This window comes from Streptomyces sp. ITFR-6, assembly GCF_031844725.1.
Taxonomy (GTDB): domain Bacteria; phylum Actinomycetota; class Actinomycetes; order Streptomycetales; family Streptomycetaceae; genus Streptomyces.
Genome location: NZ_CP134612.1, coordinates 2,396,223 through 2,408,836, shown reverse-complemented (window position 1 = coordinate 2,408,836; position 12,614 = coordinate 2,396,223). Strand labels below are relative to the sequence as shown.

The following is a 12,614-nucleotide window of genomic DNA, read 5'->3' as shown; positions in this document are numbered from 1 at the left end:
GTCATGGCGTACTCACCGCAGTGTGTTCGGTGAGATTAGGAAGGTCTGGACCAATCGTCAAGAGGTCCAGACCAAAGATCGGAGTGCGGCCGGAGTAAACCTCAGATGCCCAACTCCTGTGCCAGTACCGCCGCCTGGACCCGGCTGCGCAGCCCGAGCTTCCCCAGCACCCTGCTGACGTGCGTCTTCACCGTCGCCTCCGCCATCGACAGCCGCACCGCGACCTCGGCGTTCGACAGCCCCTCACCGAGGCAGCCCAGCACCTCGCGCTCGCGCCGGGTCAGGGCATCCAGCACCGCCCGGTCCACGGTCTCCGGCGGCGCGGCGGTGGCACCCGCGAACTCCGCGATCAGCCGGCGCGTCACCGCCGGGGCGATCATGCCCTCGCCCCGCGCCACCGTGCGTACCGCTTCGAGCAGGCCGTGCGCCTCGGTGTCCTTCAACAGGAAGCCCGACGCCCCGGCCCTCAGCGCACCGAAGACGTACTCGTCCAGGTCGAAGGTCGTCAGCACCAGCACATCCGCCAGCCCCTCCGAGACCACCTGGCGCGTCGCGGACACCCCGTCCAGCCTCGGCATCGACACGTCCATCAGCACCAGATCGGGGCGCAGCTCACGGGCCAGCCGCACCGCCGCCTCCCCGTCGCCGGCCTCCCCGACGACCTCGATGTCCGGTGCGCTGCCCAGGATGAGCACCAGCCCCGCACGCACCGCCGACTGGTCCTCGGCCACCAGAACCCGGATGCTCATGCCCTCACGCTTCCTTCCCCGACGGGCAGTTCAGCCCGTACACGCCAGATCTTCGTCCCGCTCCCGGTGGACACCGGACCCGCCTCGAACTCCCCGCCGAGCAGCGCCACCCGCTCCCGCATCCCGGTCAGCCCGGCCCCGGAGCCGGGCGCGCGCGGACCGGGCCGGCTCCCGAGGACACTGGTGACCTCCACCGTCAGCCGCTGGTCCGGCTGCCCCAGCCGGACCGTGACCGGCCCCGGCCCGGCGTGCTTGAGCGCGTTCGTGAGGGACTCCTGCACGATGCGGTACGCGGCCAGCTCGACCGGCGCCGGCAGGGGAACGGCTGCGGTGCGGGAGTCCTCCAGCACGCACGTCAGCCCGCTGGAGACGGCGTTCGTACGGTGCTGCTCGATCAGGGCGTCCAGCGAGCCGAGCGTGGGCGAGGCGCTGGGCCCGGGATCCGCCGCACCGGTGCGCAGCAGCCCGATCAGGCGGCGCATTTCGGCCAGACCGTCGACGCTGTTCTCCCGGATGACGCCCAGGGCGTTCCGGGACGTCTCCGGGGCGTCGAGGGAGAGCGCGGCGGTGGAGTGGATGGCGATCGCGGAGAGGTGGTTGGCCACCATGTCGTGCAGCTCGCGCGCCATCCGGGTCCGCTCCGCGGTCACCGCCTGCGCCCGGTCCATCTCGGCCAGCAGAGCCGTCTGATCGGCGCGCAGCCGCTCGGTCTCGGCGGCGTCGCGGTGGTTGCGCACACTGACCCCGGTGAGCGCGGGCACGAACGAGACCAGTCCGGTGACGATGCCGATGAGCAGCGCCTCCGCACTGCGGAACCAGGCCAGGAAGCCGATCGTGACGGCGACCGTGATCAGGAGGGTGGTCACCGGGATGCGCCGGGCGGCCGCCGGGGAGCCGTACAGCACGGCGGCGTACACGACGTCGGTGTACAGCAGCACGGTCGCCAGGTTCCCGGCCGTGAACTGGTCCATGACCAGCGCCAGGGTGCCGATGACCAGGGCGGTCTGCGGCGCGCTCCGGCGCAGCAGCGCCAGCGACGCCATCACGGCGAGCGGGACCAGCTCGATCCCGGGGGCGTCGAGGGGCCGGCCGTTCTGCGTGTGCAGGCCGAGCAGCCACAGCAGCACGCCGCCGAGCAGGCCGGTGACCGCGATGAGGACGTCGTCGCGGTGGGGGCGGGGATGGGTGAGCACCCTTCCATCCAACACGGCGTGCCGTCGGCGGACCTCCGTACGGGGAGTGAGCCGCGAGTACATCGAAGTATGCAGTGGAGGTTCGTCACTCCGGGCGACGACCGGGCGCGCCGGGGCGGGGACGCTGGAGGGGAGCGAAAGGAGCAGGACCGTGATCGTCACGCTGATCGTTCTCTGCGAGATCGCCTTCTGGGCGCTGCTGGCCGCGGGGCTCGCGTTGCGCTACGTGGCGAAGAAGCCGCGGCTCGGTGGTGCGGTGCTGTTGTGCGAGCCGCTGCTGGAGGTGGTTCTGCTGGTGGTGACGGCCGTCGACCTGAAGAACGGTGCCGCCCCGGACTGGAAGCACGGACTGGCCGCCGTGTACATCGGCTTCACGGTGGGCCTCGGCCACTCCACGATCCGCTGGGTCGACGCCCGGGTCGCCCACCGCTTCGCGGGCGGACCGCCCCCGGTGAAGCCGCCGAAGTACGGGATGGCGCGGGCGGTGCACGAGTGGCGGGTGGCCGGGCGGTGGACGCTGGCCGCCGTGACGGCGCTGGCGCTGCTCCAGGGGGCGGTCTGGTACGTGGGAGGGGACGGGGACGTGGCGTCGCTGCGGTCCTGGCAGCAGACGATGCTGTTCGTGATCGGGATCAACCTGGTGATCGCGGCGAGCTACACGGTGTTCCCGAAGCGGGGCCCCGGGCGGGAGCGGGATCGGGAGCAGGACACGAAGAGGGTGTCGGGCCCGCCCGGGTGAGGCCTTGTCCTCAATCGCCGGACGGGCTGGATGGTGCTGGACGGTGCGGGACGGACGGGCTTGTGGCCCTACCGTTCGCCGCCCGGCACCCACAGCACGTCGCCGACCTCCTTGTTCGCCACCCGGGCGAGGATGAACAGCAGGTCGGAGAGCCGGTTGAGATACGTCGCCGTCAGGGCGTTCATCACCTCGCCGTGCACCTCGAACGCCGCCCAGGTGGACCGCTCGGCGCGCCGGACCACGGTGCACGCCTGGTGCAGCAGGGCGGCGCCCGGAGTGCCGCCCGGCAGGATGAAGCTGCGGAGCTTCTCGACCTGCTCCAGGAAGTGGTCGCAGTCCGCCTCCAGCTTGTCGATGTAGAACTGCTCCACCCGCAGCGGCGGGTACTTCGGCTCCTCGACGACCGGGGTCGACAGGTCGGCGCCCACGTCGAACAGGTCGTTCTGCACGCGGACGAGGACCTTCACGACGTCGTCGGTCAGCTGCCCGAGCGCGATGGCCGTCCCGATGACCGCGTTGGCCTCGTTGGTGTCGGCGTACGCGGAGATCCGCAGATCGGTCTTGGCGGTCCGGCTCATGTCGCCGAGGGCGGTGGTGCCCTGGTCGCCGGTGCGGGTGTAGATGCGCGTCAGATTGACCATGTGGTCAGCGTAGTTAAGCCCCGGCCCTGCGGAAGACGCGTGTGCCCACTGTCACGGCGAGTCCCGTGAGTCCGAGGGCGACCAGTACCCCGTACAGCATGTGGGCGGTGGCGTACGAGCCGATGTACGCGTCCCGTACCGCGTCCACGAGATAGCGGAACGGCGTGAAGTGGGAGAGCACGTCCAGCCACGCCGGTCCCAGGGTCATCGGCAGCATCAGGCCGGAGAGCAGCATGGCCGGCATGGTGAGCGCGTTGATCACCGGACCGAACTCCTGCGGTGTGTTCACCTTCATGGCCAGGGCGTACGAGAGCGAGGCCAGCGAGACCGTCAGCAGACCGGTGAACGCGAAGCCGATCAGCACTCCGGGCAGCGGTGCGCGCAGGCCCATGGCCAGGGCGGCCAGCACCAGCAGCACCGCCTGGAACAGGAACAGCAGGGTGTCCCGCAGTACCCGCCCCAGCAGCAGCGCCGGCCGGCTGACCGGCGTCACCCGCATCCGCTCCACCACCCCGGTCGATTTGTCGATGATGATGGCGAACCCGCAGAACGAGGCGCCGAACAGGCCGAGCTGGAGCAGCAGGCCGGGGACCAGGATCTGCCAGGAGTCACCGGATCTGCCGAGCGGCAGGCCGGTGAGCAGCGGGCCGAAGAGGAGCAGGTACAGCAGCGGCATGAGGATGCCGAAGAGGATCTGGAACTTCGAGCGCAGGGTCTGGCGGGCGTACCGCCCGAAGATCAGCGCGGTGTCGTGGAGAAGCATCGGGTTCGGTTCCTAAACGGCGACGGGAGCGGTCTCTGCGGCGGGGGCGCGGCCGGTGATCGCGAGGAAGGCCTCCTGGAGCGAGGCGGCGGGGGAGCCCGTGTGACGGGTCTTCAGCGCGGTCGGCGTGCCCTGCGCGACCACCACGCCGCCGTCGATCACGACGAGCCGGTCGGCGAGGGCGTCCGCCTCGTCGAGGTAGTGGGTGGTGAGCACGACGGTGGTGCCGTACTCGTCGCGCAGCCGCCGCACCAGGTTCCACAGATCGGTGCGGCTGCCCGGGTCGAGGCCGGTGGTCGGCTCGTCGAGGAAGAGCAGCGGCGGCCGGTGGGTGAGCCCCATCGCGATGTCGAGCCGCCGCCGCTGGCCCCCGGAGAGCGAGACCGTCCTGCGGTCGAGCAGCTCCGACAGGCCCAGCTCCCCGGCCAGCTCGCCGGCGCGGGTGACCGCCGCGGCCTTGCCGAGCCGGTACATCCGGCCCTGGGTGACCAGCTCCTCCCGCACCGTGATGTGTGGGTCCACCCCGCCCGACTGGGCGACGTACCCGCAGTTCTCCCGCACCCCGGCCGGGTCCGCGACGAGGTCGTGGCCGGCGACGGTGGCGGCGCCGCCGGTGGGGGCGAGCAGCGTGGTGAGCATGCGCAGCGTGGTGGTCTTGCCGGCTCCGTTGGGGCCGAGCAGTCCGACGATCTCGCCGGCCGCGACGGTCAGATCGACGGAGCGTACGGCCTGGACCGGACCGGCCTTGGTGTCGAAGGTCCGGGCGAGCCCGGACGTGCTGATGATTGGCATAGCGACCACAAAAACAGAGTCAGTGAAAAATTGCAATGACACCAAATATTCAGGCACCCCAGTCGAGCTCTACGATGGGTCCATGGCTGAGGGACTCAGGGAGCGCAAGAAGCGCCAGACCAGGCAGCACCTCTCGGACGTGGCCACCGGTCTCTTCCTCGAACGGGGCTTCGACGCGGTCACCATCGCGGAGGTCGCCCGCGCCGCCGACGTCTCGGTGAACACGGTGTACAACTACTTCCCGACCAAGGAGGACCTCTTCCTGGACCGCAGCAGCGGAATCGTCGACCGGCTCTCGCGGTACGTCCGGGGCCGGGACAGGGGCGAGTCCGCCGCCGACGCCGTCCTGCGCGAACTGCGCATCCAGGTGGAGAGCGTGTCGCCCGCCGTCGGCCTGATGGAGGGGTATGAGAGCTTCATGCGGGTCATCCAGGGCGCCGACGGCCTCAAGGCCCGCCTCTGGCACATACAGCAGGAGGCCCTCCTGCGTCTGGAGGAGACGCTCCTGGAGGAGTCGGGCGCGGAGCCCGGGGACCCGGTCCCGGTCCTGGTGGCCGGTCAGCTCTCCTGGGTGCACAGCACGCTGATGGGGTACATCGGACGCGAGATGGTCGCGGGCCGCAGGGCCGCCGAAGTGTCCAGGGACGCCCTGGTCCTGCTCGACGACATCGAGGACCTGCTGGGCGAAAAGGTGCTCAACTACGCCCGGCGCGCCGCCGAATGACGCATCCCGGTGTGATGTCCGTCATTTGAGACGTGACGCGCATCTCTTCGCAGCCCCAGCGCCTCCCACGGGGACTAACCTCCGCCGGAGAGCATGGAACAGAAACCGTATGGAAAGCAGGGGTGTCAACGTGGCCAGGAAGCTCGCCGTTATCGGAGCCGGACTCATGGGGTCCGGCATCGCGCAGGTCTCCGCCCAGGCGGGCTGGGACGTCGTGCTGCGGGATGTCACCGACGCGGCCCTGGACCGCGGCCGTGACGGCATCAAGGCTTCCTACGACAAGTTCGTCTCCAAGGGCAAGCTCGCGGCGGCCGACGCCGAGGCCGCGCTCGCCCGCATCACCACGACCACCGATCTCGACGCGGTCGCGGACGCGGACGTCGTCGTCGAGGCCGTCTTCGAGAAGCTGGAGGTGAAGCACGAGATCTTCCGGGCCCTCGACAAGATCGTCCGGGACGACACGGTGCTCGCCTCCAACACCTCCGCCATCCCGATCACCAAGATCGCTGCGGTGACCGAGCGCCCGGAGCGCGTCGTCGGTGTGCACTTCTTCTCGCCGGTCCCGATGATGCAGCTCTGCGAGCTGGTACGCGGCTACAAGACGAGCGACGGAACCCTGGCCACCGCGCGGGAGTTCGCCGAGTCGGTCGGCAAGACCTGCATCGTCGTCAACCGTGACGTGGCCGGATTCGTCACCACCCGGCTGATCTCGGCGCTGATCGTCGAGGCCGCCAAGCTGTACGAGTCGGGCGTCGCCTCGGCCGAGGACATCGACATCGCCTGCAAGCTCGGTTTCGGCCATGCCATGGGACCGCTCGCCACCGCGGACCTGACCGGCGTCGACATCCTGCTGCACGCCACCGGCAACATCTACACCGAGTCCCAGGACGAGAAGTTCGCCGCTCCGGAGCTGATGCGCCGGATGGTCGATGCAGGTGACATCGGCCGCAAGAGCGGGCAGGGTTTTTACACCTACTGATCGTTTCTGGTCCTCCGGTGCCTGATCTGCCGTCAATCAGGCACCGGAGGCCACGGGGGTCGCCCCCGGAATCAGTGGATCCGCAGGGGGATCCACGGCGGGCCCGGTTCACTCCACGGAGTGAATTCGGTATCGGTTCGCTTGCAGACGGCAACTTCCCTGTCGCTGTCGCAGTCAGTTGGGGCAGAGGCAGTTTCAGACAGACGGACCTTGCTACGGAGCATTCCAGGGGAGCGCATATGCACATCAGGGGCGACCACGCCGAGCTGGTCGTCGGGGGCCGCCTCGACGTCCGAAGCGCGGCGGACGCCCGTACGGTCCTGCACTCGGCCCTCGACGACGGAGTCGGCGATCTGGTGCTGGACCTGACCGAGCTGGATTCATGGGATGCCACCGGACTCGGTGTCATCATGGGCGCGCACAGACGGGCCGGGCGGGCCGGCCGGCGGCTGGTGCTCCGCGGGGTGCCACCGCAGATGCAACGACTCCTGGTGGCCACCAGACTGCACCGCATCCTGGCCATCGAGGGCGGACTCGCGGCGGAGTCCCTGCCACGCGTCTGAGGTACCGACGGGCGGCGGACACCCGTCCGCGCCCCCGGCCGGTCCCGCACAATCCTCACGAGACCGTGATCTGTCGGGCGGCACCGCACCCCGGATGTTCGTAGATACTGTGCGAAGGTTTAGGGTTCGGCCGTCTGCCGATTGACGGACCCACCTGGCTGACACCGGACCGGAAGCAACAGCTGGACGTGCGAGGCCGGGAGGGACAACCGCGCTCGACGCGTCTTGGGGGCTTTGGCGATGGACCCGACACACCGGGGGCCGGAAGAGTACGGCCACGACAGCGACGGCTCCGCGCGGGACGCCGGCCGCCGGCGTCCCGCCCGTGATCCGCTGACGCCCGATTTCGGTCAGCAAACACCGCAGCAGGCCCGCGTCGTCCAGCTCATATCGGGCAGCCTCCTGCTCACGGTCAACCCGGTCGACGGCAGCGAGGTCGAACCGGTCCGGCCGGGCGAGCACCCCGCGGAGCCGGTCCGCCGCACCCCCGTGGAGCGCGCGGACCGCGAACGCGCCGCCGCACCGCCCGTGCCGCCCGGACCCCCCGTCCTCCAGCTGCCCCTCCTGGAACGCGCGGACGAACGCGAGCGGCTGGTCCGCCTGCTGGCCCGCGGACGCTCGGTACGGCTCACCGGACCGGCCGGATCCGGCCGAACCGCGCTCCTCGAAGAGGTCGCCGCGGACTGCGCGCGACTCGCACCGGACGGAGTCGTCCGGCTCAACGGCCACAAGCGGACCGTCACCGACCTGCTGTACGGGCTCTTCGACGCCGTCCATGACGCACCGCAGCACCGCCCGGACCGGGCCCTGCTGCTGGAGAAGCTGCGCACCACCGGCGCCGTCGTCGTCCTGGACGACCTGGAGCTCGGCGGCGCCGCGCTGGACGAACTGTTCGACGCGACGCCCGAATGTGCCTTCCTGCTCGCCGCGACGCCCGACGTCGCCGCACCGGACCCGGACTCCCACCTCGAAGAGGTCTTCCTGACCGGACTCGACCGCGATGCCTCGGTCGTCCTGATGGAGCGGGTGGTCGAGCGGCCGCTCACCGAGGAGGAGGCCAACTGGGCGGGCGACCTCTGGTTCGAGTCCGAGGGCCTCCCGCTGCGCTTCGTCCAGGCGGGCGCCCTGCTGCGCCAGCGCGCCCTGCTGCGCGCCGACCCCACCGCGTACGACGAGTACGGCTACCTCGACAGCCGGCCGGACGCGGCGGAGCCGCCGCAGGCCGAATCCCTCGATCTGCCGCTGCCCAGCCTCGGGGAGGGCGCCGCGCCCGCCGCGCTGCTCGCCTCCCGGCTGAGCGACGCCGCGCGCGACACCCTGCGCTTCGCGGTCGCGCTGGGCGGCGAGGTGCCGCACCAGGCGCATCTGCCCGCACTGGTGGGGGACACCCACGCCGATGCCGCGCTCGGGGAGCTGGCCGGCTGCGGGCTGCTCTCCCCGGCCGGGTCCCGCTACCGGCTGGCCGCCGGGGTGCTCGCCCAGCTGGTGGCCGCCGGCTACGGGGACGACGCCACGGGCCGGGCCCGTACGGCCGCCCAGCACTACGCCTGGTGGGCCGGTCACCCCTCGGTCACCCCCGCCCGGACGGTCGCGGAGGCCGACACGATCGTCGCGGCGATGACCCAGCTGGTGCCGGGGGACGGAGCCGGACAGACCAGCGTCGCCGTACTGCTGGCCCGCAGCGCCTCGCCCGCCTTCGCGGCAGGGCTGCACTGGAGCGCCTGGGAGAAGTCCCTGCGGATCGGCCAGGAAGCGGCCCGGATCGCCGGCGAGGTGGCCGAAGAGGCCTACTTCCACCACGAGTTGGGCGTACTCGCGCTCTGCGCCGGTCATCCGGACCGGGCCAGGGCCGAGCTGGAGACCTCCATCAGCATGCGCGGGGCGCTCGCCGACAAGCCGGGGGCCGTGGCCGGGCGCCGGGCGCTCGCCCTGGTCGAGGACCTCTCCGGCGCCGCGGCGGTCGGGCAGCTCCCGGTGGACGGGGAGGTGCCGCCGAGCCGCTTCGAGGCGACGCCGTCCGGTGCCACGACGTCCGTCATACCGGTCACGGTGCCGGTGCTGTACGGCGATGACTCCGCCACCGTCCTGTCCCGGCAGACCGCTCCGAAGGGTGCCGGGAGCGGGCCGGGCGGCCGCCTCGCGGTGCTGGGCGGGGCGCGCCGCAATCTGGTCGCCGCGGGTGCGGGTGTGCTGCTGGCCGGAGTGCTCGGCACGGTGGTGACGCTCGGGCTGACGTCCAACAGCGACCCGCAGGACGATCCCGCCGTCTCGACCGAGCAGTCGGTGAGCGAGGACGACGGCGCTGAGAACGAGGTCCCGGCCGAGGAGCCGACGGACCACACGGTTCCGTCTTCCCCGGCCACGAGCGCCACGTCGTCGGCGCCGGGGCCGACGGGCACCGGGTCCGCGCCGACGGGGAGCGGGAGTTCGTCCCCCGGGGCGAGCGCGCCCGCGGACACCCCGTCCTCCTCGGGGAAGCCGTCGAGCGACGGGCCGAGCCCGTCCGACACGTCGTCCAAGTCGTCCGAGCCGCCGGAGTCGGATCCGCCGCCGGTGAGCGAGTCCCCGAGCACTTCTGTTCCGCCGACGAGTGAGCCGCCGTCGCCCACGGACCCCACGCCGGAAGAGCCGGGTGACCCCGATTCGTCGGACTCGGCGAGTGGGCCTTCGGGGGCGATGAGCGCGAGCGCGGAGGGGTCCGGGGAGCCGTCGGAGAGCCCGTCGGTGCTCTGAGCGGAGCGGGGGTGGGGTCGGGGTTTCGGGCGCCCGGGACGGGCGCCCTGTCGTCGATCGCCGGACGGGCTCGAAACGAGCGCCCGTCCGGTGCGGTGCCCCCGGGTCAGAACAGGCGGAGCTTGTCGTCCTCGATGCCGCGCATCGCGTTGTAGTCGAGGACCACGCAGCCGATCCCCCGGTCCGTTGCCAGTACGCGGGCCTGGGGCTTGATCTCCTGGGCGGCGAAGATGCCCTTCACCGGGGCGAGATGCGGATCGCGGTTGAGCAGCTCCAGGTAGCGGGTCAGCTGTTCCACGCCGTCGATGTCGCCGCGCCGCTTCAGCTCGACGGCCACGGTTCCGCCGTCGGCGTCGCGGCACAGGATGTCGACCGGGCCGATGGCGGTGAAGTACTCGCGGCGGATCAGCGTGTAACCCTCGCCGAGGGTCTCGATCCGGTCAGCGAGCAGCTCCTGGAGGTGGGCCTCCACGCCGTCCTTGATCAGACCGGGATCGACGCCCAGTTCGTGGGACGAGTCATGGAGGATTTCCTCCATGGTGATGATCAGTTTTTCGCCCGCCTTGTTCACCACGGTCCAGACGCCCTCGGTGTCGCCGGCGCCCTCCTTCAGGGTGCAGGGCGGTGACATCCAGTTGAGCGGTTTGTACGCCCTGTCGTCGGCGTGGATCGACACGCTCCCGTCCGCCTTCACCAGGATCAGGCGGGGAGCGGAGGGCAGGTGGGCCGTGAGCCGGCCCGCGTAGTCCACGGAGCAGCGGGCGATGACGAGACGCATGGTGGGCAACGCTACTCGACGACAGGCGGTCGACGCGATTCACCCACCCGTCACTCCATCCCCGCCCCTACCTGACCGAATCTGGCTTGTCCGTCTTTGAACCCCTTCGTTATTGGCCGGTTGTGTTCCCAATCTCCTGGTGCGGCCCGGACTGCGCCCTTACCGTGGATGCAGGAGGTCGCCGTCTGTGCACGCTGCGTCGTCGTCCCCCTTCCCTGCCCGTAAGGCTCCGGCACTCTGCCGGGGTCGCGAGAGGAGAACCCATGTCGCTCGACGTCTCACCGGCGCTGTTGGAACAGGCCGAGCGAGGCGAGGTCGACGAAGCCGACTTCGTCGACTGCGTCCGGACCTCCCTGCCCTTCGCGTGGGAGATGATCAGCTCGCTGGTGGCTCAGCTGAAGGTCGACGGCGGCGAGTTCGCCGACAACCAGACGCCGCCGCCCAGCGAGCAGGCACGCGGCCAGCTGCTGCGCGCACTCGCAAGTGACGCGATCCGCGGCGCGCTGCAGCGGCACTTCGGAGTGCGTCTGGCATTCCAGAACTGCCACCGCGTCGCGGTGTTCCCGCTGGACGCCTCGGTCGACGACCGGCTGGCCAAGTTCACCTCGGTGAGGGGCCAGTTGCTCAATCAGTCGCCCGAACTCCGGGACTGCTGAACGTCGTTGCTGCCGCTCCGGGCCGCGGGAGGTGCGACTGGTCCGGGGCGGCAGCTCCCGTTCGTACACCGGAAGTGCTCTTTCCGGCGGTCATTTCAGGAGCGGCAGCACTTCGGTGCCCAGCCGCGCTACGTTCTCCTCCGTGGCCACCAGATCTCCCGAGCCCTCGACCAGGAGCGCGAAGCGCGTGATACCCGTGCGCTCCGTCGTGGCCGTGAGCCGGTCCGCCGCGAGCCGGGGCGGGCCCACCGGGTGAATGCCGCACAGCATCTCCGTATAGCCGACCGGGTCGCGCATCACCCGGTGCCGGCCGTCGACCGTGACATGGGCGTCCAGGCCCTGTCGCAGCCAGCCGGGCATCGCCTTCACGAGCGTCTCTGTGGCGTCCTCGACGCGGTCCCCGATCTGGGCCACCCCCGCCGACACGTGCCCGGCCTGCCGCACGCTCTCCGGCGAGCGGCCCGCGGCCAGCGCGGCGGTCCGCCAGAGGCCGACCATCTCGGCCTTCTCCTCGTCCCCGCAGTGCATGCCGAGCAGCATCGGCAGGCCGTTCTCGGCCGCGAGCCGCACGCTCTTCGGCGAGGTGCACGCGACGACCACCTCGGGACCGCCGGGGTTCTCGCCGCTCTCCGGCTCGTACAGTTCGTCGGCCCGGGGGACCACCGCCACCTCGGGGAAGCCGTAACGCTCCCCGCGGCCCGCCACGCGCGGTTCGCGCAGCCAGTCGAGCAACAGCCCCAGGGACTCCGGGAAGCCCCTCTCGTAGGCCTCCAGGCCGCCGCCGAACACCTCCAGGTCGATCCAGGGGCCGCCCCGGCCGACGCCCAGGATGAACCGGCCGCCGCTGGTGAGGTGGAGCAGCGCGGCCTGCTCTCCGAGGGCGACGGGGTGCTGTGTCGGAAGCACGCTCACCGCCGTGCCCACCCGGATTCTGCGGGTGCGGCCGAGCAGCAGCGCGGCCAGTGTCACCGCGGACGGGCAGACCCCGTACGGCACGAAATGATGTTCTGCCAGCCAGACCGAGTCGAGTCCGGACTCCTCCGCGACCTCGGCGGACCGGATCGCGCGATGCAGCGCCTCTCCCGGCCCCTGCCCCGGGAACTGGGCTGCCAGTACGAACGTTCCCACACGCATCGCCTATTGCCTCCTTGCGGCCGACGCGGCTCTCCCCTGCTGGCAACAACGTCTGACACGTGCCAAAGGCACGGTCGGGCCGGAAGTTGTTGCGATTTTCCGGTAACCCGCCCCGTCCGTGGCCCGGCCGCGCGCGGTGCGGTACGTGTGCCCCCGCCGAATGGCCCTAC

General features: G+C 71.1%; 13 protein-coding genes. 6 read left to right on the top strand and 7 right to left on the bottom strand.

The window, feature by feature from the left end; genetic code table 11:
• Positions 1 to 101 precede the first annotated feature (101 nt).
• Together RLT59_RS10660 and RLT59_RS10655 are read right to left on the bottom strand one after the other, a co-directional pair.
• Positions 102 to 749, bottom strand: a complete 648-nt coding sequence (locus RLT59_RS10660) for a response regulator (protein WP_311303181.1) — start codon at positions 747 to 749, stop codon at positions 102 to 104.
• Entirely contained in the window at positions 746 to 1,942 is a 1,197-nt protein-coding gene (locus tag RLT59_RS10655) for a sensor histidine kinase (RefSeq protein ID WP_311303180.1), read from the bottom strand. The genes RLT59_RS10660 and RLT59_RS10655 overlap by 4 nt, the downstream gene beginning before the upstream one ends.
• A gap of 151 nt (positions 1,943 to 2,093) precedes the next feature.
• On the opposite strand from RLT59_RS10655, the gene RLT59_RS10650 reads away from it, so the two are divergent.
• Positions 2,094 to 2,681, top strand: coding sequence for a hypothetical protein (locus RLT59_RS10650; RefSeq protein ID WP_311303179.1), 588 nt, complete (start codon positions 2,094 to 2,096; stop codon positions 2,679 to 2,681).
• 68 nt (positions 2,682 to 2,749) lie between these two features.
• On the opposite strand, the gene RLT59_RS10645 is transcribed toward RLT59_RS10650, so the two are convergent.
• Genes RLT59_RS10645 through RLT59_RS10635 form a run of 3 tightly spaced genes read right to left on the bottom strand, consistent with a single transcriptional unit; the run spans position 2,750 to position 4,877 of the window.
• Positions 2,750 to 3,322, bottom strand: a complete 573-nt coding sequence (locus RLT59_RS10645; RefSeq protein WP_073736872.1) for a cob(I)yrinic acid a,c-diamide adenosyltransferase — start codon at positions 3,320 to 3,322, stop codon at positions 2,750 to 2,752.
• 13 nt (positions 3,323 to 3,335) lie between these two features.
• The gene (locus RLT59_RS10640) at positions 3,336 to 4,085 is read right to left on the bottom strand and encodes an ABC transporter permease (RefSeq protein WP_311303178.1); all 750 of its coding nucleotides are present in this window, start codon (positions 4,083 to 4,085) and stop codon (positions 3,336 to 3,338) included.
• A 12-nt stretch (positions 4,086 to 4,097) separates the two neighbouring features.
• Positions 4,098 to 4,877 carry an ABC transporter ATP-binding protein gene (locus RLT59_RS10635; RefSeq protein ID WP_311303177.1) on the bottom strand — a complete coding sequence of 260 codons (780 nt, stop codon included), beginning with the start codon at positions 4,875 to 4,877 and terminating at the stop codon, positions 4,098 to 4,100.
• Between the two features lie 82 nt (positions 4,878 to 4,959).
• Here RLT59_RS10635 and RLT59_RS10630 point away from each other — a divergent pair, with 82 nt between their 5' ends.
• The 4 genes from RLT59_RS10630 to RLT59_RS10615 all read left to right on the top strand — a co-directional run bounded on the left by RLT59_RS10630 (position 4,960) and on the right by RLT59_RS10615 (position 9,876).
• A complete protein-coding gene (locus tag RLT59_RS10630) occupies positions 4,960 to 5,601 on the top strand; it encodes a TetR/AcrR family transcriptional regulator (protein ID WP_073736869.1) in 642 nt (213 codons plus the stop codon).
• 130 nt (positions 5,602 to 5,731) lie between these two features.
• Positions 5,732 to 6,580, top strand: a complete 849-nt coding sequence (locus RLT59_RS10625; protein WP_311307678.1) for a 3-hydroxyacyl-CoA dehydrogenase family protein — start codon at positions 5,732 to 5,734, stop codon at positions 6,578 to 6,580.
• A gap of 239 nt (positions 6,581 to 6,819) precedes the next feature.
• Positions 6,820 to 7,143 (top strand): STAS domain-containing protein, encoded by a 324-nt coding sequence (locus RLT59_RS10620; protein WP_311303176.1) that lies wholly within the window; start codon positions 6,820 to 6,822, stop codon positions 7,141 to 7,143.
• Positions 7,144 to 7,383: 240 nt separating this feature from the next.
• Positions 7,384 to 9,876, top strand: coding sequence for an ATP-binding protein (locus RLT59_RS10615; RefSeq protein ID WP_311303175.1), 2,493 nt, complete (start codon positions 7,384 to 7,386; stop codon positions 9,874 to 9,876).
• A 106-nt stretch (positions 9,877 to 9,982) separates the two neighbouring features.
• Here RLT59_RS10615 and nucS read toward each other — a convergent pair whose 3' ends face one another.
• The gene (nucS, locus tag RLT59_RS10610; RefSeq protein ID WP_024490851.1) at positions 9,983 to 10,654 is read right to left on the bottom strand and encodes an endonuclease NucS; all 672 of its coding nucleotides are present in this window, start codon (positions 10,652 to 10,654) and stop codon (positions 9,983 to 9,985) included.
• Between the two features lie 263 nt (positions 10,655 to 10,917).
• Here nucS and RLT59_RS10605 point away from each other — a divergent pair, with 263 nt between their 5' ends.
• Positions 10,918 to 11,310 (top strand): SCO5389 family protein, encoded by a 393-nt coding sequence (locus RLT59_RS10605; RefSeq protein ID WP_024490852.1) that lies wholly within the window; start codon positions 10,918 to 10,920, stop codon positions 11,308 to 11,310.
• A gap of 90 nt (positions 11,311 to 11,400) precedes the next feature.
• Here RLT59_RS10605 and RLT59_RS10600 read toward each other — a convergent pair whose 3' ends face one another.
• The gene (locus RLT59_RS10600) at positions 11,401 to 12,444 is read right to left on the bottom strand and encodes an LLM class flavin-dependent oxidoreductase (protein ID WP_311303174.1); all 1,044 of its coding nucleotides are present in this window, start codon (positions 12,442 to 12,444) and stop codon (positions 11,401 to 11,403) included.
• Between the last annotated feature and the right edge of the window lie 170 nt (positions 12,445 to 12,614).

What these genes read in the sequence shown, in the direction of transcription:
- RLT59_RS10600 (WP_311303174.1), bottom strand. Translation starts at nt 12,444, where the DNA reads ATGCGTGTGGGAACGTTCGTACTGGCAGCCCAGTTCCCGGGGCAGGGG.
- nucS (WP_024490851.1), bottom strand. Translation starts at nt 10,654, where the DNA reads ATGCGTCTCGTCATCGCCCGCTGCTCCGTGGACTACGCGGGCCGGCTC.
- RLT59_RS10635 (WP_311303177.1), bottom strand. Translation starts at nt 4,877, where the DNA reads ATGCCAATCATCAGCACGTCCGGGCTCGCCCGGACCTTCGACACCAAG.
- RLT59_RS10630 (WP_073736869.1), top strand. Translation starts at nt 4,960, where the DNA reads ATGGCTGAGGGACTCAGGGAGCGCAAGAAGCGCCAGACCAGGCAGCAC.
- RLT59_RS10620 (WP_311303176.1), top strand. Translation starts at nt 6,820, where the DNA reads ATGCACATCAGGGGCGACCACGCCGAGCTGGTCGTCGGGGGCCGCCTC.
- RLT59_RS10645 (WP_073736872.1), bottom strand. Translation starts at nt 3,322, where the DNA reads ATGGTCAATCTGACGCGCATCTACACCCGCACCGGCGACCAGGGCACC.
- RLT59_RS10640 (WP_311303178.1), bottom strand. Translation starts at nt 4,085, where the DNA reads ATGCTTCTCCACGACACCGCGCTGATCTTCGGGCGGTACGCCCGCCAG.
- RLT59_RS10660 (WP_311303181.1), bottom strand. Translation starts at nt 749, where the DNA reads ATGAGCATCCGGGTTCTGGTGGCCGAGGACCAGTCGGCGGTGCGTGCG.
- RLT59_RS10615 (WP_311303175.1), top strand. Translation starts at nt 7,384, where the DNA reads ATGGACCCGACACACCGGGGGCCGGAAGAGTACGGCCACGACAGCGAC.
- RLT59_RS10605 (WP_024490852.1), top strand. Translation starts at nt 10,918, where the DNA reads ATGTCGCTCGACGTCTCACCGGCGCTGTTGGAACAGGCCGAGCGAGGC.